The sequence below is a fragment of the Escherichia sp. MOD1-EC6819 genome (genome assembly GCF_002965765.1).
In the GTDB taxonomy this organism is placed as follows: Bacteria; Pseudomonadota; Gammaproteobacteria; order Enterobacterales; family Enterobacteriaceae; genus Escherichia; species Escherichia ruysiae.
Genome location: NZ_PTRG01000002.1, coordinates 182,129 through 207,124, shown reverse-complemented (window position 1 = coordinate 207,124; position 24,996 = coordinate 182,129). Strand labels below are relative to the sequence as shown.

Below are 24,996 nucleotides of genomic sequence, written 5' to 3'. Positions count from 1 at the left end.
ATCGATAAGTTTTACCTTACAACCTTCGTAAGACAACTTTGTGAACTTTGCACCGCCAGCGGCGATAAAAAGTAAAAAGGGTCCCCTTTCCAGGTGACCGCATAACCTGAACTACCCTTTGGTATCTTCAGCGCCTGTTCAACAGGCTGCGGTGTTGCAATGATGATCGCAACGACGAGAGGGATTACAACACCCTCATAAACAAAGGGCAATCATCTGACATAAGGTCTTAACTATGACAGTGATAGGTTAAGCCTTTTATTGTGTATTTGCACTGAACGAAAAGGACAAAGCAATGTTAAAAAAGATAATTTTTTTAACCCTACTCCCAGGATTAGCTTACGCCGAAGAGCTTCCTGCGCCCGTTAAAGCGATTGAAAAACAGGGGATTACGATTATTAGATCGTTCGATGCACCGGGTGGCATGAAAGGTTATCTGGGGAAATATCAGGACATGGGAGTCACTATCTACCTTACGCCTGACGGCAAACATGCCATCTCTGGCTATATGTACAACGAAAAGGGAGAAAACCTCAGTAACGCCCTTATTGAAAAAGAGATTTACGCACCTGCCGGACGCGAAATGTGGCAGCGCATGGAACAATCAAGCTGGTTACTTGACGGTAAAAAAGATGCACCCGTCGTGGTTTATGTTTTTGCCGATCCTTTCTGCCCATATTGCAAACAATTCTGGCAACAAGCGCGCCCCTGGGTTGATGCCGGTAAAGTACAAATTCGTACCCTACTGGTTGGCGTGATAAAACCCGAAAGCCCAGCCACTGCGGCGGCAATCCTTGCGTCTAAGGATCCTGCAAAAACGTGGCAAGAGTATGAAGCATCAGGCGGCAAGTTAAAGCTGAACCTCTCCGGGAGCGTGAGCCCGGAGCAGATGAAGATTCTAAGTGCCAATGAGGCGTTGATGGACGAATTGGGTGCAAATGTCACACCTGCGATTTATTACATGAGTCAAGAGAACACATTGCAGCAGGCTGTCGGATTACCGGATCAAAAGACCTTAAATATTATTATGGGAAATAAATAGCATACATTTTATGGATAATTGGAATAGATCACTCTTTTTCAGTTATCCATAAAATCGCAAGTATTGTTCACCCCACTCATACCAACTATGCTATTTTAGAAAAACTTAATCGTAAATTAAGTAAAACAACATAATATATAAAAATACATAAAGCCATATCATTGACTTGATGAATATTATGAGAGCAAGCATATGAATGGAGTGCATCATGGCTAATCTTTACGACTTAAAAAAATTTGATTTAAACTTGCTTGTCATTTTTGAATGCATATATCAGCATCTTAGCATTAGCAAGGCCGCAGAATCGTTATATATAACACCTTCTGCGGTAAGCCAATCTTTACAACGTCTACGCGCACAATTTAATGACCCCTTGTTTATTCGCTCCGGGAAAGGTATTGCACCAACAACAACAGGGTTAAATTTGCATCATCACCTTGAGAAGAATCTTAAAAACCTTGAACAAACTATCAACATTGTCAATAAAGCAGAACTGAAGAAAAAATTTATTATTTATGGCCCGCAACTCATCTCTTCAACTAACAGTAGCCTTTTGATCGGATGTCTACGACAAGATACAGCCGTAGAAATTGAACATCATGACATTATGATGTCAGCAGAAAGCGCCGAAGATTTATTGACTTATCGCAAAGCAGATCTGGTCATCACATTAATGCCTGTCATCAGTCGCTCGGTGATCTGCATGCCTTTTCAGTCGATACGAAACACGCTTATCTGTAGCGCAACCCATCCGAGAATAACGGAAAACAGTAGCCGCGAAGAAATTCTTGATGAAGAGTTCACCTCCCTGGCATCAAAAGCACCTGGCCTTGAAGATTTTCAGATGGAAATAGAAGCGATTCTGGCAAACCGAAAAATAGCATTTCGTAGCTCGTCACTGTTTACTATTGTCAATACTATTGCAGTAACCGATTTACTGGGTATTGTCCCCTTCGAATTATATCGTAACTATCAAAAAAACCTTCAATTAAAACAAATAAAACTAGAACAAAATCTACCTTCTAATACTCTTTATATTTCCTATAATAAATCATCATTAAACAACCTGAGCTTCTCTCGTTTTATTGACCGCTTGAATGATAACTTTTGTTAAACATCTGCCAGTATGGATAATATCCGCCAGAAAGATTTATTATATGAATATAAAATAAGATACCTCATTTTAATTTATTAATATTATAATCAGGAAACTATCGCACTTTTCTCACGGTCACGTTAAGAGAGCGTCTTCAGATGTCCATTTATAAAATTCCGCTACCTCTCAATATCCTGGAAGCAGCACAAGACCGTATCACCTGGACACTTAATACTCTGCCTCGCGTATGCGTCTCTTTTTCTGGTGGTAAAGATTCTGGCTTAATGCTCCATTTGACCGCAGATCTGGCCAGAAAAATGGGAAAAAAAATACACGTCCTGTTTATCGACTGGGAAGCTCAGTTTTCTTGTACGATTGACTATGTTCAATCGCTACGTGAGCAGTATGCCGATGTTATCGAAGAGTTTTATTGGGTGGCACTACCGCTAACAACGCAAAATTCATTATCCCAATATCAACCCGAATGGCAGTGCTGGCAGCCTGATATTGAATGGGTTCGTCAACCGCCAGAAGATGCGATAACCGATCCCGCATTTTTCTCGTTTTATCAATCTGGCATGAGCTTTGAACATTTCGTGCGTGAATTTGCCGAATGGTTTTCACAACATCGCCCAGCCGCAATGATGGTCGGTATCCGTGCCGACGAGTCTTATAATCGTTTCGTCGCCATTGCCAGCTTAAATAAACAACGTTTTGCTGACGATAAACCGTGGACCACCGCCGCACCTGGTGGCCATTGTTGGTATATTTATCCCATTTACGACTGGAAGGTGGCCGATATCTGGACCTGGTATGCTAAACACCAGTCTCTATCTAACCCTTTGTATAACCTGATGTACCAGGCTGGCGTCCCTCTGCGTCTTATGCGAATCTGCGAACCTTTTGGCCCAGAACAACGGCAAGGTTTGTGGCTATATCATGTTCTTGAACCTGACCGATGGGCCGCAATGTGCGCCCGGGTCAGTGGCGTAAAAAGCGGTGGAATTTACGCAGGTCATGACAATCAATTTTATGGTCACAGGAAGATCCTTAAGCCCGACCATCTAGACTGGCAGGAATATGCCTTATTATTGCTTAACAGTATGCCGGAAAAAACGGCTGAACATTATCGCAATAAAATTGCTGTTTATTTGCACTGGTATCAAAAAAAAGGCATCGAGATCCCTCAGACGCAGCATGGAGATATTGGTTCAAAAGACGTCCCTTCCTGGCGACGTATCTGCAAGGTATTGCTCAACAATGATTATTGGTGTCGGGCATTATCATTCAGCCCCACAAAAGCCAAAAATTATCAACGTTATAACGAACGGATTAAAGGAAAACGTCAGGAATGGGGAATACTATGCAGCAGCGATTAACGCAGGATTTAACTCAATTTCTCGCCAGTCTGGCAGAAGAAGATCGCATTAAGGCGATCAATGAGATCAGAACGGCGATCCATCAAGTGAGTCCATTTCGCGACGAACCGGTCGATTGTGTTTTGTGGGTTAAGAACACCCAACTCACCCCTAATGATTACAATCCGAATAACGTCGCGCCGCCAGAGAAACGATTACTACAAAAATCAATTGAGATCGATGGTTTTACCCAGCCAATTGTGGTGACCAATACACGAGCCAGCACACTTGAAATTGTTGATGGTTTTCACCGTCATGAAATTGGTAAAGGCTCTAACACGTTAAAATTGCGATTAAAAGGGTATTTACCGGTCACCTGTCTGGAAGGAACACGTAACGAACGTATCGCTGCAACTATTCGCCACAACCGGGCGCGTGGTCGCCACCAGGTCACGGCAATGTCAGAAATTGTTCGAGAACTCAGCCAGTTAGGTTGGGACGATAATAAAATCAGTAAAGAGCTGGGTATGGATAGCGACGAAGTATTGCGCCTCAAGCAAATTAACGGCCTGCAAGAACTGTTTGCCGACCGTCAATATTCCCGCGCCTGGACGGTTAAATAGCTAAAGCTGGCGCAGGCGTTCAGCCGCCGCCAGCAGCGTCGATTCATTCTTGGCAAAGCAGAGACGAATCAGTTTATGCGGGAAGGGATGGGCGCAAAACACCGATAGCGGGATCGCCGCCACGCCATGCTCCCACGTCAACCACTGGCAAAACTCAACATCATCCAGCGTAGACACGGCGCTGTAATCCACCAGCAAAAAATATGTACCTTCGCACGGTAAAATCTCCAGCCGGCTTTCATTTAAGGCATTTACCAGAATATCGCGCTTCTGGCGATAAAAGTCCGGTAACGCAAGATAATGCTCAGGCTCTGCACGTAGCATATCGGCAAGCGCCAGCTGTGCCGGGGTATTCACCGAAAAGGTCAGATACTGATGTACCTTGCGAATTTCGGCACTGATGGGCGCTGGCGCAACGCAATAACCCACTTTCCAGCCGGTCATATGATAGGTCTTGCCAAATGAAGAAACCGCCACCGCCCGCTCACGCAGCTGCGGATGCGCCAGCACGCTAGCATGGCCCTGCTGTGAAAAGTTGATGTGCTCGTAAACTTCATCACTAATGACAAAAATCTCGCGATCGGCAATTGCCTGCCACAAGGCCGCAAAATCAGCCTGCTGCCAAACGGTCGCGCTGGGATTATGCGGCGTGTTGAGGATCACCAGCCGGGTGCGCTCGCTTAACAATGCGGCAAATTCCTGCCAGTCAACGCGAAAATGCGGCGGCTGTAGCGCAATGCGTTTCACGATCCCACCTGATAGCGTAATGGCAGGCGCATAACTGTCATAACTGGGGTCGAAACAGATAACTTCATCGCCACTACGTACCAGCGCGGTAATCGCCGCGTATAACGCCTCCGTCGCCCCTGCTGTTACGGTGATATCGCTATCGGCATCTGGTTGATAGCCATACAAACGTTCCGTTTTCTGAGCAATCGCCTCGCGCAAGGCCTGCACGCCGGTCATTGGCGCGTATTGATTTGCCCCCTGGGCAACGTGGTACGCCAGCCGCTCCTGTAAATAGCGCGGACCATCAAAATCAGGAAAGCCTTGCGACAGGTTAATCGCCTGGTGTTGCTGCGCCAGCGCGCTCATCTGGGTGAAAATGGTAGTGCCAAGTTGTGGAAGTTTGCTTTGTGGAATCAGAGGGTTATTTGTCATTTTTATTGTGCCTGACGAAGTTGCGTGTTGAAGGCACTATAACACGATGCTAGTATTTGGCAATCAAGACGTTTAGATGTCTAAATAAAACAATAAGGACAACACAACATGCCTCACAATCCTATCCGCGTCGTCGTCGGCCCGGCTAACTACTTTTCACATCCCGGAAGTTTCAATCACCTGCATGATTTTTTCACTGATGAACAGCTTTCTCGCGCGGTGTGGATCTACGGCGAACGCGCCATTGCTGCGGCGCAAACCAAACTTCCACCAGCGTTTGAACTGCCAGGAGCAAAGCATATTTTGTTTCGCGGTCATTGCAGCGAAAGCGATGTACAGCACCTGGCGGCTGAGTCCGGTGACGATCGCAGCGTGGTGATTGGCGTCGGTGGTGGCGCACTGCTCGACACCGCGAAAGCCCTCGCTCGCCGTCTCGGTCTGCCGTTTGTTGCCGTTCCAACGATCGCCGCTACCTGCGCCGCCTGGACACCGCTCTCCGTCTGGTATAACGATGCCGGACAGGCGCTACATTATGAAATTTTCGACGACGCCAATTTTATGGTGCTGGTGGAACCAGAGATTATCCTCAAAGCACCACAACAATATCTACTGGCGGGGATCGGCGACACACTGGCGAAATGGTATGAAGCGGTGGTGCTGGCTCCGCAACCAGAAACGTTGCCGCTAACCGTGCGGCTGGGGATCAATAATGCGCAGGCCATTCGCGACGTCTTGTTAAACAGTAGCGAACAGGCGCTGAGCGATCAGCAAAAACAACAGTTAACGCAATCATTTTGCGATGTGGTGGATGCTATTATTGCTGGTGGTGGGATGGTCGGTGGTCTGGGCGATCGTTTTACGCGTGTGGCGGCGGCCCATGCCGTGCATAACGGTCTGACCGTTTTGCCGCAAACCGAGAAGTTTCTCCACGGCACCAAAGTCGCCTACGGCATTCTGGTGCAAAGCGCCTTGCTGGGTCAGGATGATGTGCTGGCGCAATTAACCGAGGCGTATCAACGTTTTCATCTGCCGACTACGCTGGCGGAGCTGGAAGTGGATATCAATAATCAGGCGGAGATCGACAAAGTGATTGCCCACACCTTACGTCCGGTGGAGTCCATTCATTACCTGCCAGTCACGCTGACACCAGATACGTTGCGTGCAGCGTTCGAAAAAGTGGAATCGTTTAAAGCCTGACGTACAAATTTAGCAGCAGCGCGCGCCGCCTTTTCCACCGTAGCGCGCGTCCTGCCGCTCACGGAAAAACTCTTCGTAGGTCATCGGCGTTTGATCGGGATGGTTAACCCGCATATGTTCGACATAGTTGTCGTAATCAGGCATACCAATCATCAGCTTCGCCGCCTGACCTAAATATTTTCCGGCTTTTGCCAGTGAATCAAACATCAATACCTCCGGTAATCAGATTGCTGAGAGAGTGCATTAATAGCTATCAACGCACTCGGTCAGTCCCCTCGCCCCACCGGGGAGAGGGTTAGGGTGAGGGGGAACCCTCGGCACTATGCCAACATTCGCCAACATCCCCCCACACTCTGACTTTAGTGCGCGCCTTTCGCCTGCGCCACGATCTCCTCGACATTTTCCGGCATTGGCTCATACGGCGTTTCTTTCGCCGTTGGCTTCGGCTCTTTCAATGCCGCCAGCGCCGTTTTAATCGAGAACAGCGCCAGAACCACCACAACCACCATAAAGAAGATGGTCAACCCGGCATCCAGACGGTTGTTGAACACCAGTTGCGCCAGTTGTGACTCGGTATACTGCGACGGAATATTGCCGCTGTCGATCATTGCCTGGAACTTATTGGCAATGGCCAGGAAGCCCACTTTCGCATCCGGGCTGAACGCTTTCTGCCAGCCTGCGGTCAGGGTACAAATCAGCAGCCAGGCTGTTGGCACCAGCGCCACCCAGGCGTAACGTTGACGTTTCATCTTGAACAACACTACGGCACAGAGCATCAGCGCCATCCCTGCCAGCATCTGGTTGGCAATACCAAACAGCGGCCACAGGGTGTTAATACCGCCCAGCGGATCGACCACGCCCTGATGCAGGAAGTAGCCCCACGCCAGCACACACAGCGCCGTTGCCAGCAAGTTAGCAGGCAGAGAATCCGTCCGTTTCAGACCCGGAGACACCACGCCCAGCAAATCCTGCAACATAAAGCGCGCAGCACGCGTACCCGCATCTACCGCCGTCAAAATAAACAGTGCTTCAAACAGAATGGCGAAGTGATACCAGAAGGCCACATCCATCATGCCGCCCAGCGCACCGTGCAGAATGTAGGCCATCCCCACTGCCAGCGTCGGCGCACCGCCCGCACGGGAAATGATCGACTGTTCACCCACTTCGCTGGCAATCTGGTTTAACGTATCCGGAGTTATCGCAAAGCCCCAGCTACTCACCACCTGCGCCGCAGAAGCGACCACATCCGCCGTCCCTGCCGGAGCCAGCACCGCCATCGGGCTGTTCATAGCGAAGTACACGCCCGGATCGATGATACAGGCAGAAACCAACGCCATAATCGCCACGAAGGATTCCATCAGCATTCCGCCATAGCCGATAAAGCACGCCTGACCTTCGTTCGCCAGCATCTTCGGCGTGGTGCCGGAAGAGATCAGCGCATGGAAGCCAGACACCGCGCCACAAGCGATGGTGATAAACAGGAACGGGAACAGGTTACCGGTCCATACCGGGCCAGTGCCATCGACAAATTTGGTCAGCGCAGGCATGGTCAGCGTCGGGCGCATGATCAAAATGCCTACCGCCAGACCGACGATAGTCCCGATTTTCAGGAAGGTAGAGAGGTAGTCACGCGGAGCCAGCAGCAGCCATACGGGCAGCACCGCCGCCACAAAACCGTAACCCACCAGCATCCAGGTCAACTGCACGCCGGTAAAATCAAAGTACGGTGCCCAGGTTGGGCTTTCTGCCACCCAACCTCCAGAGATAATGGCGAAAATCAGGAACACCAGGCCAATCACCGACACTTCGCCAATACGCCCCGGACGCAGATAACGCAGGTAGATCCCCATAAACAGCGCCAGCGGAATGGTGAACGCAACGGTATACGTTCCCCACGGGCTATGGGTCAGGGCTTTCACCACGATCATCGCCAGCACTGCAAGGATGATGACCATGATCATAAAGCAGGCAACCAGCGCAATCACCCCGGCGGTTGGCCCCATCTCTTCTTTGACCAGCTCACCCAGCGAGCGACCGTCACGGCGCGTGGAAACAAACAGCACCATGAAATCCTGTACCGCACCGGCGAGAACCACCCCAGCAAGCAGCCAGATCATCCCCGGCAGGTAGCCCATTTGCGCTGCCAGCACCGGCCCCACCAACGGACCAGCTCCGGCAATGGCCGCAAAATGGTGACCGAACAGCACTTTCTTATCCGTCGGCACATAATCCAGACCGTCGTTATGGCGCACCGCTGGCGTCATACGCGTCGGGTCAACCGCCAGCACATTTTTGGCGATATACAGACCATAAAAACGATAAGCGATCAGATAGATACAGACCGACGCCACCACAATCCACAGCGCGTTGATCTGTTCCCCACGATTTAAAGCAATGTATCCCAGAGCAAATGCTCCCATTACAGAGAGCACTGTCCAGACGAGGTATTTCCCTGATTTGTTCATAGTTGTTATCCGTGTGCGTGTCCATAGAGATGTTACATTTTGTTTCTATAACATCTCTGGATAATTTAACAACACAGAAACCATGTAAATCGGAGTTGAAACCAATATTTAACTTAACAATGTTAACTCGATCACTCCGTTAACCGAGTTTTCCTGCAATCTCATTTAATTCTGTCGGGTTCATCCCAAAACCGCCGTGCCCAGCCGACAAGTGCAGCAACGCCGCCCCTGTTCATCGAAAACGACGATTTCCCAACTCTGATTTTGCCGCCCAAGATGCAGCGGCTGGCAGACGCCGCGCACCTTTCCCTCAGACACCGGACGATGATGTGTGGCATTAAGTTCCGTGCCTACCACACACTGCCCGTCGCGGGTCATCATAAATCCGGCCATCGATCCCAGCGTTTCCGCCAGCGCCGCCGATGCGCCGCCATGCAGCAGGCCAAACGGCTGATGAGTACGGGTATCAACCGGCATTTCGGCTTCCAGCACATCATCGCCCAAACGGGTATACACAATTCCCAGATGCGCCACCATTGTGTTGTCGCTGGTGGCGTTGAGTTCGTCGAGCGTTAAATGGCGTTTCCAGATCATGCTTATGCTCCCAGCGTTGAGCCGCCATCCACCACGATATCCTGTAGGGTGATATGGCTGGCGAGGTCAGAGGCGAGGAACAAAATCGTGTTGGCGATCTCTTGTGGACGGGCGATTTTCCCCAGCGGAATGCCGAGTTTAAACTGCTCGCCAAAGCCGCGAATACGCAGCTCTTCGGCGTCATCGCTCACCCACAGCGTGCGTTGCATATCGGTGTCGGTGGAGCCGGGCGAAACCACGTTACAGCGCACGCCACTACCCGCCAGTTCCAGCCCGACGCTCAAGGCCAGGCTTTTCAGCGCCGCTTTCGACGCACCATAAGCACTCATACCAATACGCGGCGTGTGTGCAGCGTCGGACGCTACCGTAACAATCGCCCCGCCCCGCTGACGGCGAAACTGGTTCATGGTTTGCTGAAACAGGTTAAACGCACCGCCAACGTTGACCGCAAAGGTCTGCTGCCAGTCTTCTTTGCTGAGCTGATCGGTCGCGCCCATGCGTAAAATTCCCGCTGCATTGACCAGCACGTCCAGTCGTTCCGTTTCCGCTAACAGCCGCTGACACACTTGCGCAACCTGCCCAGCATCGGCAACATCCATCACTTCGGTCGCAAAGGGATATTGCTCCTGCGCGAACACCCGATCAAAGCCCGTGACCTTCGCACCCGCTTCAACAAATGCCAGCGCCGTGGCGTAACCGATACCTTTCCCCGCACCGGTTACCCAGACATTTTTGCCGCTGAAATCCATTATTTCACCTCGCGGGAGAGCAGTTTCCACCAGGCATCAATGGTTGGGTTTTTCGCCAGCATGACAAAATCGATATCGCCATGTACTTTGCGCCAGCGCGCCGCCAGCGCCATCATGCGCACCGAATCCAAACCGTAGTCGATCAGGTTGTCATCATCGAACGGTTCATCGGACTCGTCCAGCAACGGCAGGATCACCTCGCGCAGCGCCGCTTTACTGGAAGGAATCGGTGCTGGTAGTAACTCTTCAGTCATCACCACCCGGCCAGAACGTCCGGCCACATATTTCAGCGACATCAAATGCTCGTCACGGCTGAAATCGGCCAGCGCATCCGCCACCATAAACGGCTTGATATCACGCATAAATGCGTCGGTCGCGGTGGTCATACAGCCAATGTGGGCATATACCCCGGTAATAATCAGCTGGTTACGTCCACTTTCTTTCAGCATTTGCTCCAGCGGGGAACGATGAAACGCGCTGTAGCGCCACTTCACCAGCACTGTATCGTCGGCATCCGGCGTCAGGCGATCCACCACCTTTTGCTGTTCCGGCGAACGGGTCAGGCCCGGTCCCCACATATCATTCAACAGCGCCCGATCTTCATCGCTCTGCTCTTTCGGCTGGGCGGTGTAATAAACCGGAATATTGTGCTGTTTGCAGTAGTCACGCAGCGCCGCAATGTTCGCGATCACCTGTTCCATCATCGGACAGTTCTCGCCCCAGAAGCTGACGAAATAGTCCTGCATATCATGAATTAACAGCGCGGCGCGTTGCGGTTCAAATGCCCAGTCGACTTTATTTTGCGGAATATCGTGAGACTCCGGCAGTGCGTAAGCCTGTAATTTTGGAATAGCCATCGTGTTCTCTCCTTCAGGCTGAAGCGCGTGACGCCAGCCACTGACGTAATTGTTTTTTATCGACTTTCCCGACCGCCGTCAGCGGAAGTGAATCCACACACTCCACGCGATCCGGTAATTTAAATTCGGCGATGCCCTGCTCACGCAGGAAGCGACGCACCTGCACCGCGCGCAGCGGCTCTTTTACCACCAGATAAGCGCAGCTTTTTTCGCCCATCAGTTCGTCTTCCATGCTCACCAGTGCGGCGTAGATCACCGCCGGATGGCGCAGCAGCAGGTTTTCGATCTCTTCGGCAGCAATCTTCTCGCCGCCACGGTTGATCTGATCTTTCTCGCGCCCCTGCACGGTGATGTAACCCTCTGGATCAATGGAGATCAGATCGCCGGAACAGTAAAAACCGTTGGCATCAAAGGCGCTGGCATTGTGCTGCGGGCTTTTGTAATAGCCACGGAAGGTGTACGGACCGCGCGTCATCAGGCGTCCGACTTCCCCTTGCGGCAGTGGATTTCCTTCAGCATCGGCAACCCACACTTCATCGTCCGGACACATTGGGTAGCCCTGGGTATGGATAATTTTCTCCGCACTATCATCAAGACGGGTGTAGTTCACCAGCCCTTCCGCCATGCCGAACACCTGCTGCAACTGGCAGCCAATCTCTGCGGGAATACGCGCCGCCAGCGTGGCAGAAAGACGTGCGCCACCGACCTGTAACAGTTTCAGCGAAGCAAGCTGCGCTCGGCTTTCGCCTTCAGCCAACGCCTGTAACCACAGGCTTACCGCCGGCGGCACCAGCGCAGTAACGTTCACCTGATGTTTTTCAATCAATGGGAAGCAGAGCGTGGCGCTGGGATCGGCCGCCAGAACAACCGTTCCTCCGGCAAGAAAGACGCCCAGCGATCCTGGCGAACTCATGGCGTAGTTATGAGCCGCCGGGATCGCACACAGGTAGCGTGTCTGTTGTGTGAACTGACAAATCTCGATGCTACGACGCACGCTGTAGTAGTAGTCGTTATGAGTGCGCGGGATCAGTTTCGGTGTGCCGGTGGTGCCGCCAGAAAGCTGGAAATAGGCCACTTCATCAGCGGGTGACGGCGTGGCAGTAAAATCCTCTGCCGGATGGTTAATCGCATCCTGCAAATTGTGCTCGCCGCTATCGTTCAGCAGTTGCACCACACGAATAGAGGAATGTTCTGTGACGAAAGTATTGAGGAAATCATCCCCGCTAAACAGCGCATGTTGGCGATCGGCAATCAGCAATGCGGGTTCAATCTGGCTGGCATAGGCGTTCAGTTCACTACGCTGATGGCTGAACAGCGCCAGAACCGGCGCAACGCCCAGTTTCAGCAGGGCAAAAAAGGTAATGTACAGTTCAGCGACATTGCCCAACTGTACCAGCGCGGTTTCGCCGGGTTTAATGCCCTGACGGCGCAAGCTACAGGCGAGATTATCCGCCGCCTGATTCAGCTCCCGGTAACTCAACTGCCGCTCGCCGTCGATAACCGCGATACTGTCACTCGCGGCGTGGCGGTTCAGAATGTCGGTTAGCGGCAAATCCTGCCAGTAGCCTTTTTCCCGATAGCGACGGGCAAACTCTTCCGGCCAGCGGGTGAATGGAATGCTCATCCTCGCTCCTTAATGCAATCCAAAAACGTTCAACATGGTAGAAAGTTTGACGCCTGTTTCGCGCCACTCACCCAACGGTGACGACGCAGGCACAATCCCCGCCCCGGCAAACAGACGCACCTGATTTTTCCGCAATTTTGCGCAGCGGATGGTCACTACCCACTCACCGTTACCTTCGCTGTCGCACCAGCCGACAATGCCGCCAAACAGTTCGCGGTCGAACGGCTCCAGTTCAGCAATAACCTGGGTCGCGGCCTGATGCGGGAAACCGCTCAGCGCGGGGGTCGGATGCAGCAGGCAGGCCAGTGTCAGTGCGTTTTCTTGCGAATTAGCTTTACCTTCAAAGGGTGTTGCGAGATGCCACAGCGTCGGCGTGGTGATCAATTGTGGGGAGGAAGGAACGTGTAACTCACTACTGCGTTCGCGCAGTACCTCTTTCATCGCCTGAGTCACCAGTTCATGTTCATGGCGGTCTTTTTCTGACGCCAGTAGACGATTACCTGCTTCGCGATCGAGCACTTCATCCGGCTGACGGCGCGCGGAACCGGCTAACGGAATGGAGCTAAAACGCTCGCCGTCTTTGCGCAGCAGCAGTTCCGGGCTGGCACCGAGCAGAACTCCACCATCGGACAGCGGGACATGGAAGTTGTAACTAACCGGATTTTGCGCGATCAACCGTTCCAGTAGTACACCGCTGTCAATGGCGGCGTCGGTGGTGATATCAATCAACCGTGATAACACCACTTTGTCGACCTGCGGCGTGGCAGTGAGTGCAGCGGCGCGGGCGACCATCTGTTCAAAAGTAGCTTGCTCCGGAATTGCCTGACGTTCTACCACGTTCAGCGCCTGGCTGCGGGTGAAACGGCGCGCGGAAGCTTGTTTTTCTTTACGGGAGAATGGCTGCCAGGATTCGGGAATATACAGCGACGAAGGCTGACGTGGATCGAAGGGAATCGCCCCGACCATCACCGGATTTTTGATGCCCTGCGCTTTGGCATCAGCAAACAGCGCGGCGAGTTTTTGCTGGAAGGGACTGTCGGGCGAATCCCCGTTCACAGCAGGTTCATCGAAGCGGGCGAAACATCCTGACGTCGTAAAACTGCGGTACGGCGACATAAAGAAAAAGCGATTGGGCGCAAGTGTTGCCATGGTCTGCTGTACTTCCTCAGCCAGTGACGTATCCATATCATCCTCCATAAAATGATAAAGGCTTTAATAATGATTATCATTTATATTTTCGGTCGCTAACCTAAAAGCAAACGCGCACTATGTCAACTCTTGAGGCAACGCAATCTACAACTCGGGGTTGCATCTGGTTGTGGTTACAATGAAAATGAGAAGCATTATTGATGGATTCGCATAAGCGCAATGTGATGTCCTGCGCCGTTCTGCCCCCTCTCCCTTCCAGGGAGAGGGCTGGGGTGAGGGTCAGTGTTCGCACCAGTGCTGGCTGTTCCCCTCACCCTAACCCTCGCCCCAAAGGGGCGAGGGGACGGATTGTGCGCTTTGTCGAATTTGTCATTACGCCCTTAACCTTATTAATAACAGGAAGCTGATTTGTGAGACTCGCCCCGCTCTACCGCAACGCCCTTCTATTAACAGGACTTTTGCTTTCAGGTTTTTTGCTTTCAGGAATAGCCGCAGTTCAGGCCGCCAACTGGCCGCGTCAGATTACTGACAGCCGTGGCACTCATACCCTGGAAAGCCAGCCGCAGCGTATTGTTTCCACCAGCGTCACCCTGACCGGCTCACTGCTGGCGATCGATGCTCCAGTGATTGCCAGCGGCGCGACCACGCCGAATAACCGCGTAGCGGATGACCAGGGCTTTTTACGCCAGTGGAGCAAGGTGGCGAAAGAACGCAAACTGCAACGGCTCTATATCGGCGAACCGAGCGCCGAAGCCGTTGCCGCGCAAATGCCGGATCTGATTTTAATTAGCGCAACCGGCGGTGATTCGGCGCTGGCGCTGTACGATCAGCTTTCCACCATCGCCCCGACATTAATCATCAATTACGACGACAAAAGCTGGCAGTCGCTGTTAACGCAGCTTGGCGAAATTACCGGGCATGAGAAACAAGCGGCAGAGCGGATTGCACAGTTTGATAAGCAACTGGCGGCGGCGAAAGAGCAAATCAAATTACCGCCGCAGCCGGTCACTGCCATTGTCTATACTGCCGCTGCACACAGTGCCAATCTCTGGACGCCGGAATCAGCACAAGGGCAAATGCTGGAACAACTCGGCTTTACGCTGGCGAAGTTGCCCGCAGGCTTAAACGCCAGCCAAAGCCAGGGCAAACGCCATGACATCATTCAGCTTGGTGGGGAAAATCTGGCTGCAGGGTTAAATGGCGAGTCACTATTCCTGTTTGCCGGTGATCAGAAAGATGCCGATGCTATTTATGCTAATCCGCTGCTCGCGCACCTGCCCGCAGTACAAAACAAGCAGGTTTATGCGCTGGGAACCGAGACGTTCCGTCTGGATTACTACAGCGCCATGCAAGTGCTGGAACGACTTAAGGCGCTGTTTAAAAAAGATTGATAAAACATACAATTAGAGCACTAACAGTCCCCTCGCCCCTTTGGGGAGAGGGTTAGGGTGAGGGGAAAATGCACCTTTAGCTAACTGTCGGACGCTGTCACCTGCGGCGGCGTCTGGCGAAAACGTCGCAACTCCACCAGCACCAGCAACAACAACACGCCGATAATCAACAAACCAAAACCGCTCGCGCTTGCGGAAGCAACCGGTGTCATCATCGCTCCCAAACCGCCCAGCAGCGCCGCGCCTATGGCATCTCCCGTCACGTTTTGCGCCGTCCACAAACCGTTAATCCGCCCTAACATCGCTTCCGGGGTTTGCGTTTGCAGCATTGTATATTGCAGCAACGAACTAACCGCGCTCAGCCAGCCGAACAGCGCCAGACAAACCACGCCTAAAATCCACATCGGCATCAGGCCAAACAGACCAATGGCGAGGAACGATCCCAGCGTGGAGAGCAGCATCAATAACCCTGGTCGCGCGCTATGTGCCAGCTTCCCGCTGGTTAACGCGCCAATAGCCGCACCGAGCGGGATCGCCGCATAGAGAAAACCAATCTGTGCCGCCGACATCTGCCAGTTGTCAGCCAGCGCCGGATACAGTACCCGCACCGCGCTCGCCATCGTCAATAAACCACCCAGCAGCGCAATCCCTCCTACCAGCGGGCTGGCGAGCAGAAAACGAAATCCTGCCAGTAATGATTTCAACGGATGCTCACGCGGCTGCGGTGGCGGTGGCAACGCCGGAAGGCTTAACAACGGTAGCAAGGTAATAAACGTGCCCGCCGCCGCCAGCCCGTAGTTCCAGGCTACGCCGCCAGTCGCCAGCAGTAAACCGCCAATCATGGGCGAAATCACCGATCCCAGACGCACGGTCAACATGGTGATCGCCCCGGCCTGCATTAGGTTTTCACGCCCTACCAGTGCAGGTGTCGCCGCCAGTAGCGCCGTAACGCCAAGCGATGCGAAAAAACCATCCCATAAACCAAGTAAATAGATTGCCAGCAATGACGGCTCCGGCAGCAGCGCGTTCAGGCACAGTCCAATGAAGCCAATGCCACAGGTGCCGCGCGCCAGCAAAATCACTTTTTTGCGCTCATAGCGATCCGCCAGCACGCCGCCAACCATCAGGCCAACAAACATCGCGCCGCCGGTCAGCGTCACCGAAAGCCCCACCTGCCAGGTAGAATGCGTCATCATCTGGATCTGCACCGGCACCGCGACGCCGAGCAAACCCAGAGACACAATTGAGATAAAACGAGCGAGGAATACTGCGCGAAACGCCGGGTGCGTTTTCAACAGGCTGAGGTTAAGCAGCCAGGATTGTTTATTCATTACAATGCCTTGCCATCAAATATTTTAAATACCTATTCTTAGGCTGCACATGCTAACATATCCAAATAAGATCGATAACGATAATTAATTTCATTATCATGGAAGTTCGTATGTCTGGTTCTGTTGCCGTGACACGCGCCATTGCCGTGCCCGGATTGCTGTTATTACTGATTATCGCGACGGCATTAAGCCTGCTCATTGGGGCAAAATCACTCCCCGCTTCCGTAGTGCTGGAGGCCCTCTCCGGCACCTGTCAGAGCGCCGACTGCACCATCGTGCTCGACGCGCGACTGCCGCGCACCCTTGCCGGTTTACTTGCAGGCGGCGCGCTTGGCCTTGCCGGGGCGTTGATGCAAACCCTCACCCGAAATCCACTTGCCGACCCCGGCTTGCTTGGCGTGAACGCCGGAGCCAGCTTTGCCATTGTGCTGGGTGCGGCGCTGTTTGGTTACTCTTCCGCACAGGAACAACTGGCGATGGCCTTCGCCGGGGCGCTGGTGGCCTCGTTGATTGTTGCCTTTACCGGCAGCCAGGGCGGCGGGCAGTTAAGTCCGGTGCGTTTAACCCTGGCGGGCGTGGCGCTGGCGGCGGTGCTGGAAGGGCTGACCAGCGGCATCGCCCTGCTTAATCCTGACGTCTACGATCAACTGCGTTTCTGGCAAGCCGGTTCGCTGGATATTCGCAATCTACATACCTTAAAAGTGGTGCTGATCCCGGTGCTGATCGCCGGAGCAACCGCGCTATTACTGAGCCGCGCACTGAACAGTTTAAGCCTCGGTAGCGACACCGCGACGGCGCTGGGCAGTCGCGTGGCGCGCACACAGTTAATTGGTCTGCTGGCGATTACCGTGCTTTGCGGAAGTGCGACGGCGGTAGTTGGCCCAATTGCCTTTATTGGCCTGATGATGCCGCACATGGCGCGCTGGCTGGTGGGTGCCGATCATCGCTGGTCACTCCCCGTCACGCTACTTGCTACCCCTGCCCTGCTGCTGTTTGCCGATATCATCGGGCGTGTGATTGTGCCCGGCGAGCTGCGCGTTTCTGTGGTCAGCGCCTTTATTGGCGCACCAGTGTTGATCTTTCTTGTCCGACGTAAAATGCGAGGTGCCGCATGATTTACGTCTCTCGCCGATTACTCATCACCTGTTTGCTGCTGATTTCCACCTGTGTGGTTGCAGGTATCTGGGGATTACGCAGCGGTGCCGTCACGCTGGAAACCTCGCAGGTATTCGCCGCGCTGATGGGCGATGCGCCGCGCAGTATGACGATGGTGGTCACCGAATGGCGTTTACCACGCGTGCTGATGGCGCTGTTGATTGGCGCGGCGCTGGGCGTCAGCGGCGCGATTTTTCAGTCGCTGATGCGTAACCCGCTCGGCAGTCCGGATGTGATGGGCTTTAACACCGGGGCGTGGAGCGGCGTACTGGTGGCGATGGTACTGTTTGGTCAGGATCTGACAGCTATCGCGCTGGCAGCAATGGCGGGCGGCATTGCCACTTCTCTACTGGTCTGGCTGCTTGCCTGGCGTAACGGCATCGACACCTTTCGATTGATTATTATCGGCATCGGCGTTCGCGCCATGCTGGTGGCCTTTAATACCTGGCTGCTGCTGAAAGCGTCTTTAGAAACGGCGCTAACAGCGGGGTTGTGGAATGCCGGATCGCTCAATGGCCTGACGTGGGCAAAAACCTCGCCCTCCGCACCCATTATTATATTGATGCTCATTGCCGCCGCCTTGCTGGTAAGGCGGATGCGCTTGCTGGAGATGGGCGATGACACCGCCTGCGCACTGGGCGTCAGCGTCGAACGCTCGCGTCTGTTAATGATGCTGGTCGCCGTAATACTTACCGCAGCTGCCACTGCCCTGGCGGGGCCAATTTCCTTTATCGCGCTGGTTGCACCGCACATTGCCCGACGCATTAGCGGCACTGCTCGCTGGGGGCTAACTCAGGCGGCGCTGTGCGGGGCGTTGTTACTGCTGGTGGCCGATCTCTGCGCTCAGCAACTGTTTATGCCGTATCAACTTCCGGTTGGCGTCGTTACCGTCAGTCTCGGCGGTATTTACCTTATCGTCTTGTTAATTCAGGAGTCTCGCAAAAAATGACCGAATCAGTAGCCCGTTTGCGCGGCGAACAGTTAACCCTGGGATATGGCAAATATACCGTCGCGGAAAATCTTACTGTAGAAATTCCTGACGGTCACTTCACGGCAATTATCGGGCCAAATGGCTGCGGTAAATCCACGTTACTGCGTACCTTAAGCCGCCTGATGACGCCTGCTCACGGGCATGTCTGGCTGGATGGCGAGCACATTCAACATTACGCCAGTAAAGAGGTCGCACGCCGGATTGGCTTGCTGGCGCAAAATGCCACCACGCCGGGCGATATCACCGTGCAGGAGCTGGTGGCGCGTGGGCGTTACCCGCATCAACCGCTGTTTACCCGCTGGCGCAAAGAAGATGAAGAAGCGGTAATGAAAGCGATGCAGGCCACGGGCATTACTCATCTGGCGAATCAAAGCGTGGACACCCTTTCCGGTGGGCAACGGCAGCGAGCGTGGATTGCCATGGTGCTGGCACAGGAAACGGCAATTATGCTGCTCGACGAGCCGACCACCTGGCTGGATATCAGTCATCAGATTGATCTACTGGAATTATTGAGCGAACTGAACCGCGAGAAAGGCTATACGCTGGCGGCGGTGCTGCACGATCTTAATCAGGCCTGTCGCTACGCCAGCCATTTGATTGCGCTGCGGGAAGGAAAAATTGTCGCTCAGGGAGCGCCGAAAGAGATTGTCACTGCTGAACTGATCGAGCGTATTTACGGTTTGCGCTGCATGATTATTGATGATCCGGTAGCAGGAACACCGTTAGTGGTGCCGCTCGGACGAACGGCACCGTCAACCGCCGTGATTTAAACTAACCGATCTTCCATCATGGCATCCTGTTTTCTGGATGCCATTGCATGATGCAAGAGCACACTGCCACAAGCAACCATACCGCCGATCAACGCGGAAAGGATCACGATAATTGCTTTGCCCGGACCGTCTTTTTTCACCGGCAAAGTCGGACGCAACTGATATTTAAACGGCGTAAAATTTACATCGTTGACATTTGCTTTTGTTAACTGATTGACAAAATATTGACGATTACGTAACTCACCGTTCAGTTCCGCAACATCGGTGACCGCTTTTTCAATTTCAAGTTTGCGTTCAATACCGTCTGCGCCGAGAGAAATAGAAAAATCAGGGTCGTCTTTAACGGCCTGACCATTACTGTAAACAGGCTTTTTAATTCCTGCCGCATTGGCAATATCCAGTGAATAATTGAGGCGCTGAATATTTGCATCAAGCTGGTTTTTCGTTTTAATACGATCCTGAGCCAGTTTTTCTTTTTCAAACTGGGTTCTGATTTCCAGTTTATTACGCACATTTTCAATCGACTCTTTCACCACGATAGCAGAGATATAATCGATATACCCTGCCAATACTGTCTGCGCTTCTTCACTGGTGGGTGCGGTGAAACTTAATGTCCAGGAGGTATACAACGCAGGCTCATCTTTTTTCTTACTGGCGTTGTCATCAACCGCTTTCATTTTTTCGCTCAATGTAACAATAGCGCGATGCAGCTCCTGTTCATCAATCTTCGCCTCTTTTAATTGATCCATGACATAAGGTGATGAACGCAGATAGTCTTCCAATAAACTCACAGACTGAAATTTCTTGATAAACAGGTTAAACACACCGTTGCGATCGATATTGGCATCCAGATCCAGCACGCGGAGTTTGGTGAAGACCTTCTCCAGATCTTGCCACTGGACAGCCTCTGCGGGCGTGATAACTGCCGAGCTGGTCCATTTTTGCGGCAAAATGAAAGACACCAGTAACCCAATACAGGCAAAGGCTAAAGCCACCGCTATTACCCGCGTTTTTGCGTACCACAAAACTTCGATAAGTTTAAGTAAATCAATTTCATTATTACTGGGCGACGCCAGATGATAATCGGGAAAATGAGAATCGCTTCCCTGCTTAATATTCAGTGATGACATGCGATATGACCTGAAATGAGTCCAATAAGATTAAATCTCCACGGCGCTCACTTTATCAGTTAGCAAGAATTATCCGAAGCTGAACTTTGTAAATTCCCCTCACCGAACACAACATTAAGCGTGTTTTCAGAGAAGCAACTGAGGATTCATCATAATAATAAATAATAAAATCCACAATCATTTACAGTAATTATGGATTTTATTTAAGATAAAGTTATTTATTTAGCGTCGCCAAAATAATTGGCCCGATTTTTTCAAACGCCATCGGCGAGATAATATCCACATGCGCACAATCTAAACGATAAATATCCAGCTCAGCTATCCATGGCGACCAGGCGCGTTCAGGACTCATACCTTCCTGAAGTGTACGTTCGGCAACAAACAGCGTCGCTTTGCCATCAAACGGTACGCTATGGGCAGTGGTCAACAAGCGCACTGCATCAGCGTAGTTGCCTTCAATAGTGGTAAACAGCTCCGTCGACGCACTCCCTTGCTGAGCCGCCAGGAAGGCTTCGCGCTCGCGGTTAATCTCCGCCAGCACTTCCGGGTCCAGACCGTTAGCTTCTTTTTCCTGCCAGTTTTGCGTTTCTGGCGGCCAGGTATCCAGCAAGCCAAGAAATGCCACCTGTTCGCCACGGGCACGCAACCGCGCCGCAATCCCCTGCGCCAGCGTACCGCCCAGCGAATAACCCAGCAGGTAATAAGGGCCGTGAGGTTGTTGTTCAAGTAACGTGGCCAGATGCGCTTCACAGACTTCATCCAGGTTTGCCGCCGTCTGCATAGCTCCATGAGGGCGCGGCGACTGAATGCCAATAATCGACCATTGTGGATCGAGATAACGCGAGAGCACGCTAAACTGCCAGGCAAAACCGGACGCCGGATGGAAACAAAACAGCGTCGGGCCATTGCCTTCACGCAACGGCAGAATGGTTTCGAATCCCATGCGCCGGGTGCTGTCTTCTTTACCATCAATAATCGTTGCCAGTTTGGCGACGGTTGACGCAACCATCACCTGCCCCGGCGTCACCTGGCGGGCAAACTGCCGACTTAACTGCGCTGCCAGTTTCATTGCCAGTAGCGAATGACCGCCAAGAGCGAAGAAATCAGCGTCGGCATCCTGCACATCACAGCCCAGCAATGACGAGAACGCCCTGGCGATAATCATTTCGCTGCCCGCTTTCGGCGCACGCCCCGGCGCTTGTGTCTTCAGTTCAGGCAACGGTAAGGCTTTGCGATCCAACTTACCATTGGCGCTAAGTGGCAACTGTGGAAGTTGTAGCAGAACCACGGGCACCATATGCGGTGGCAAGGTTTCGCGCAACTGCGCCTGCAATGCGCTGGTATCCAGCGGTAAGCCTGATTGCGACACCAGATATCCTACCAACTGGCGAGCGTCGCCGCCGGTTGCTGCCGCCTGGTTAATCACACAGGCATGGGTAACGGCTTGTTCGACATCCGGCAGCGCCTGCATCACGCGATCGATTTCGCCCAGTTCGATACGCTGCCCGCGAATTTTTAGCTGATCGTCACTGCGCCCGAGGTACTCCACCGCGCCGTTATCCAGCCAGCGGGCAACGTCTCCGGTACGGTACATCCGCTCACCGGGGGCGAAAGGGTCGGCAATAAAGCGGCTGGCTGTCAGATCGGGTCGTCCCAGATACCCCTGCGCCAGTTGAATGCCGGTGAGATAGAGATCACCCGCCACCCCCAGCGGCACCGGATGCATCATCGCATCAAGAATACGCAGCCCCGTGTTCCACACCGGGTAGCCAATCGGCACACTGCTGCCGCGTACCTGTGCCAGTTCCTCGCCAAAAGCCGGATACCAGCTAACGTCCACCGCAGCTTCCGTCGGGCCATACAGATTATGTAACGGCGCACCGGTTAACTGTTGCCATTCGCGGCATAAATCAGCCGGTAAGGCCTCACCACTACAGAAAACCTGTTTCAACGTCGCGCAACTCTGGCGAGCGGTTTCCGGCGTCAGCGAAGCAACAAATGCCGCCAGCATTGAGGGAACAAAGTGCGTGGTCGTTACGCCATATTCGGCAAAGAATTGCTGCATAGCGAGCGGATCGCGGTGCGCCTCTGGTTCAGCCATCACCAGTTTCGCCCCCGCAATAAATGGCCAGAAAAACTCCCACACCGAGACATCAAAACTGCACGGTGTTTTTTGGGCAACGACATCTTCGCCTGTAAGCGGATAATGATTTTGCATCCACAGCAGGCGGTTAACGATAGCCGTCTGCCCGACCATCACCCCTTTCGGCCTGCCGGTGGAACCAGAGGTGAAGATGATATAAGCCGTATGGTGCGGTTGTGAAAGTTGCAGCGGCGCACTGCCCTGTGGAGTAAGCGGGGCGTTATAGCAAAGGCTTATTAAATTGGGAACATCGCTAAAGCGCGGCAGTTGATCGTCGGTGGTGATTAACAGCGACGGACGCGCATCTTCCAGCATCATTTTCAGACGATCGTCCGGATAACCCGTATCCAGTGGTAGCCAGGCCGCACCTGCTTCAACAATCGCATGTAGTGCCAGGGTCAAAAAGACCGAGCGCGGTAGCGCCACCGCCACGCTGTCGCCAGGTTTAACGCCGCGCTCACGCAGCAGATTCGCCAGCGCCACCACCTGCTCGCGCATTTCCCGATAGCTGAACTGGTAATGCGCATCTGCCAGCGCCGGTGCATCCGGTGCTTTTGCCGCTTGTTCTGCCACCAGCGCGCTCAGCGTGGTTTCAGGGATTTCTACCTGTGTGGCGTTGATCTGCGCCAACTGTGCATACTCACCTGGCAGCATAATATCGACATCGCCGCACAACAGCGCCGGATTCGCGGCGAACTGCGCAATCAGCATTTTCAGCCGTTCGGCGTGCTGAATTAACGTTGGCTCATCGTAACGCTGTTTATTGGCGAGAATCTCAATACTCAAACCACCGTGTTCATCCGGGAACAGCGCCAGTTCAAGGTCATTAACCGGACCGGTTGCCAGTGTATGGGTTTGCGCCTGAACACCAGGAATATCCAGTTGGTAATCAAATACCTTGATATTGAGTACCGGACCAAACAGCGGTTCATCACCTGCCGCTCGCCCGCTGTCACGGACAATCTGTTCGGCATCGTAGCGTTGATGACGGCGCATTTTTTTTAGTTGAGCCGCCAGGCGGATTGCCAACTGAGGCAGCGTCTCTTGCGCCTCAATGTGAATACCCAACGGCAAAACATTGAGCACGGGACCGGTCGCCGTAAGCGCCGCCGACCCCATTCGACGCATAAAGATAAATCCGGCAGCGTAGTCCATGCGGTTGCACAATCGCCCCAGCCATAAGGTCGCCAGCGCGAGAGCTAAATCGGTACGTTGTACGGTCGGCAGTTGTGCTGCCAACTGCCGAAATTCCCCATCGGTAAATTCCAGTTTCAGGCGCAGAATATCTGCCGAGGCGCCGCGCCCCGCTAAAGGTGCAGAAGAAAGTGACGCAGGCGGCGGCAGTTGGCGACGCTGTTCCGCCCAGAATGCCGCATCACGCTGCCAGGCCTCGCTTTCCCGATACTGCTGGTACTCTTCCACCACTTCAGCGAAAGGCGTAAACGGCGAAGCAGGCGTTGGTTCGCCACGCAGCCATGCACAGTAAATATTGGCGATCTGGCGGGTAATTGCCGGAAAACTGAAACCATCAACCAGCAAATGATGATAACGCTGATACCAGTACCAGCGGTTATCCGCCACCTGTATCAGCTGATGAAAGACCAGTGGGTTACCGTTATCGACACGCAGATTTTGTTGCAAATCAGTTTGCATTAATGCCTGCGCAGTTCCGTGTGGATCAATGTTGGTACGCAGGTCGATAATTTCTGGCTGTTCGAACGTCAACGCATCATCGACCCATTGCCAGACTTCGCCGTTATCTTCCGTAAAACGCATCCGTAGCGTATCCGCTTGTGCTAATCCGGCAACCACCGCGCGAGCCAGTAATGGCGCATCAACCTCTCCGGTTAACTCAACGTAATGCGCCACGCTCCAGCTGGAAGGTAAATCTGACAGTTTTTCTGCCATCCAGATGCCGGGCTGTGCGGCGACCAAAGGTAAATGTTGGCTCATTGCGCCTCCTGCTGCTGGGTAAAATTCGCCGGTGTCAGAGTACGCCAGTGGGCTTCCAGCCACTGCTGGCAGGACGCCTGTGACTGCGGCTGACACACAACGTCCCAGCCTGCCGGTAACGCGCACTGTTGCGGCCACAGACTGAATTGCCCCTGCGCATTGCGCAAAATGTAAAACACGCCCTGCGGATCATCGAAGGGATTACTGAATGCCATAT

At 52.9% G+C, this 24,996-nt stretch carries 21 protein-coding genes; 9 read left to right on the top strand and 12 right to left on the bottom strand.

The window, feature by feature from the left end; genetic code table 11:
• Window positions 1-295: 295 nt before the first annotated feature.
• The 4 genes from dsbG to A7Z06_RS03455 all read left to right on the top strand — a co-directional run bounded on the left by dsbG (window position 296) and on the right by A7Z06_RS03455 (window position 4,119).
• The gene (dsbG, locus tag A7Z06_RS03470) at window positions 296-1,042 is read left to right on the top strand and encodes a thiol:disulfide interchange protein DsbG (protein WP_000913736.1); all 747 of its coding nucleotides are present in this window, start codon (window positions 296-298) and stop codon (window positions 1,040-1,042) included.
• A gap of 208 nt (window positions 1,043-1,250) precedes the next feature.
• The gene (gene citR, locus A7Z06_RS03465; RefSeq protein WP_000002457.1) at window positions 1,251-2,156 is read left to right on the top strand and encodes a DNA-binding transcriptional repressor CitR; all 906 of its coding nucleotides are present in this window, start codon (window positions 1,251-1,253) and stop codon (window positions 2,154-2,156) included.
• Between the two features lie 140 nt (window positions 2,157-2,296).
• The gene (locus A7Z06_RS03460; protein WP_000029784.1) at window positions 2,297-3,517 is read left to right on the top strand and encodes a phosphoadenosine phosphosulfate reductase; all 1,221 of its coding nucleotides are present in this window, start codon (window positions 2,297-2,299) and stop codon (window positions 3,515-3,517) included.
• Window positions 3,490-4,119, top strand: coding sequence for an IbrB-like domain-containing protein (locus A7Z06_RS03455; RefSeq protein ID WP_000528559.1), 630 nt, complete (start codon window positions 3,490-3,492; stop codon window positions 4,117-4,119). The genes A7Z06_RS03460 and A7Z06_RS03455 overlap by 28 nt, the downstream gene beginning before the upstream one ends.
• Here A7Z06_RS03455 and ybdL read toward each other — a convergent pair whose 3' ends face one another.
• On the bottom strand, window positions 4,120-5,280 hold the full coding sequence (gene ybdL, locus A7Z06_RS03450) for a methionine-oxo-acid transaminase (RefSeq protein WP_105279346.1): 1,161 nt from the start codon (window positions 5,278-5,280) through the stop codon (window positions 4,120-4,122).
• Between the two features lie 108 nt (window positions 5,281-5,388).
• Here ybdL and hcxA point away from each other — a divergent pair, with 108 nt between their 5' ends.
• Window positions 5,389-6,477 carry a hydroxycarboxylate dehydrogenase HcxA gene (gene hcxA, locus A7Z06_RS03445; protein WP_001120406.1) on the top strand — a complete coding sequence of 363 codons (1,089 nt, stop codon included), beginning with the start codon at window positions 5,389-5,391 and terminating at the stop codon, window positions 6,475-6,477.
• A gap of 9 nt (window positions 6,478-6,486) precedes the next feature.
• On the opposite strand, the gene A7Z06_RS03440 is transcribed toward hcxA, so the two are convergent.
• The 7 genes from A7Z06_RS03440 to entC all read right to left on the bottom strand — a co-directional run bounded on the left by A7Z06_RS03440 (window position 6,487) and on the right by entC (window position 13,951).
• Window positions 6,487-6,684: a YbdD/YjiX family protein gene (locus A7Z06_RS03440; RefSeq protein ID WP_000460431.1), complete on the bottom strand. Its 198-nt coding sequence runs from the start codon at window positions 6,682-6,684 to the stop codon at window positions 6,487-6,489.
• Window positions 6,685-6,836: 152 nt separating this feature from the next.
• Window positions 6,837-8,942, bottom strand: a complete 2,106-nt coding sequence (cstA, locus tag A7Z06_RS03435; protein WP_001043146.1) for a pyruvate/proton symporter CstA — start codon at window positions 8,940-8,942, stop codon at window positions 6,837-6,839.
• 180 nt (window positions 8,943-9,122) lie between these two features.
• Window positions 9,123-9,536 (bottom strand): proofreading thioesterase EntH, encoded by a 414-nt coding sequence (entH, locus tag A7Z06_RS03430; protein ID WP_000637953.1) that lies wholly within the window; start codon window positions 9,534-9,536, stop codon window positions 9,123-9,125.
• A 2-nt stretch (window positions 9,537-9,538) separates the two neighbouring features.
• A complete protein-coding gene (gene entA / locus A7Z06_RS03425) occupies window positions 9,539-10,285 on the bottom strand; it encodes a 2,3-dihydro-2,3-dihydroxybenzoate dehydrogenase EntA (protein WP_000347667.1) in 747 nt (248 codons plus the stop codon).
• A complete protein-coding gene (gene entB, locus A7Z06_RS03420; RefSeq protein ID WP_001007141.1) occupies window positions 10,285-11,142 on the bottom strand; it encodes an enterobactin biosynthesis bifunctional isochorismatase/aryl carrier protein EntB in 858 nt (285 codons plus the stop codon). The genes entA and entB overlap by 1 nt, the downstream gene beginning before the upstream one ends.
• Window positions 11,143-11,155: 13 nt before the next feature.
• Complete coding sequence (entE, locus tag A7Z06_RS03415; RefSeq protein ID WP_000026759.1) at window positions 11,156-12,766, bottom strand: (2,3-dihydroxybenzoyl)adenylate synthase EntE; 1,611 nt, start codon at window positions 12,764-12,766, stop codon at window positions 11,156-11,158.
• 9 nt (window positions 12,767-12,775) lie between these two features.
• On the bottom strand, window positions 12,776-13,951 hold the full coding sequence (gene entC / locus A7Z06_RS03410; RefSeq protein ID WP_010346610.1) for an isochorismate synthase EntC: 1,176 nt from the start codon (window positions 13,949-13,951) through the stop codon (window positions 12,776-12,778).
• Window positions 13,952-14,325: 374 nt separating this feature from the next.
• On the opposite strand from entC, the gene fepB reads away from it, so the two are divergent.
• The gene (fepB, locus tag A7Z06_RS03400) at window positions 14,326-15,306 is read left to right on the top strand and encodes a Fe2+-enterobactin ABC transporter substrate-binding protein (RefSeq protein WP_001234302.1); all 981 of its coding nucleotides are present in this window, start codon (window positions 14,326-14,328) and stop codon (window positions 15,304-15,306) included.
• An 80-nt stretch (window positions 15,307-15,386) separates the two neighbouring features.
• Here fepB and entS read toward each other — a convergent pair whose 3' ends face one another.
• A complete protein-coding gene (gene entS, locus A7Z06_RS03395; RefSeq protein WP_001041789.1) occupies window positions 15,387-16,637 on the bottom strand; it encodes an enterobactin transporter EntS in 1,251 nt (416 codons plus the stop codon).
• Window positions 16,638-16,747: 110 nt separating this feature from the next.
• Here entS and fepD point away from each other — a divergent pair, with 110 nt between their 5' ends.
• The 3 genes from fepD to fepC are packed head-to-tail and all read left to right on the top strand — an operon-like array spanning window position 16,748 to window position 19,553.
• Window positions 16,748-17,752, top strand: coding sequence for a Fe(3+)-siderophore ABC transporter permease (gene fepD, locus A7Z06_RS03390; protein WP_010346614.1), 1,005 nt, complete (start codon window positions 16,748-16,750; stop codon window positions 17,750-17,752).
• The gene (gene fepG / locus A7Z06_RS03385) at window positions 17,749-18,741 is read left to right on the top strand and encodes an iron-enterobactin ABC transporter permease (RefSeq protein ID WP_000640982.1); all 993 of its coding nucleotides are present in this window, start codon (window positions 17,749-17,751) and stop codon (window positions 18,739-18,741) included. Before fepD ends, fepG begins: the two co-directional genes overlap by 4 nt.
• The gene (gene fepC, locus A7Z06_RS03380; protein WP_000140639.1) at window positions 18,738-19,553 is read left to right on the top strand and encodes an iron-enterobactin ABC transporter ATP-binding protein; all 816 of its coding nucleotides are present in this window, start codon (window positions 18,738-18,740) and stop codon (window positions 19,551-19,553) included. The genes fepG and fepC overlap by 4 nt, the downstream gene beginning before the upstream one ends.
• On the opposite strand, the gene wzz(fepE) is transcribed toward fepC, so the two are convergent.
• The 3 genes from wzz(fepE) to A7Z06_RS03365 form a co-directional block, all read right to left on the bottom strand.
• Entirely contained in the window at window positions 19,550-20,683 is a 1,134-nt protein-coding gene (gene wzz(fepE), locus A7Z06_RS03375; protein WP_000096751.1) for an LPS O-antigen length regulator Wzz(fepE), read from the bottom strand. The two genes, fepC and wzz(fepE), sit on opposite strands and share 4 nt — an antisense overlap.
• 214 nt (window positions 20,684-20,897) lie before the next feature.
• Window positions 20,898-24,779, bottom strand: a complete 3,882-nt coding sequence (gene entF / locus A7Z06_RS03370) for an enterobactin non-ribosomal peptide synthetase EntF (protein ID WP_105279345.1) — start codon at window positions 24,777-24,779, stop codon at window positions 20,898-20,900.
• A complete protein-coding gene (locus tag A7Z06_RS03365) occupies window positions 24,776-24,994 on the bottom strand; it encodes an MbtH family protein (RefSeq protein ID WP_000885809.1) in 219 nt (72 codons plus the stop codon). Before A7Z06_RS03365 ends, entF begins: the two co-directional genes overlap by 4 nt.
• Between the last annotated feature and the right edge of the window lie 2 nt (window positions 24,995-24,996).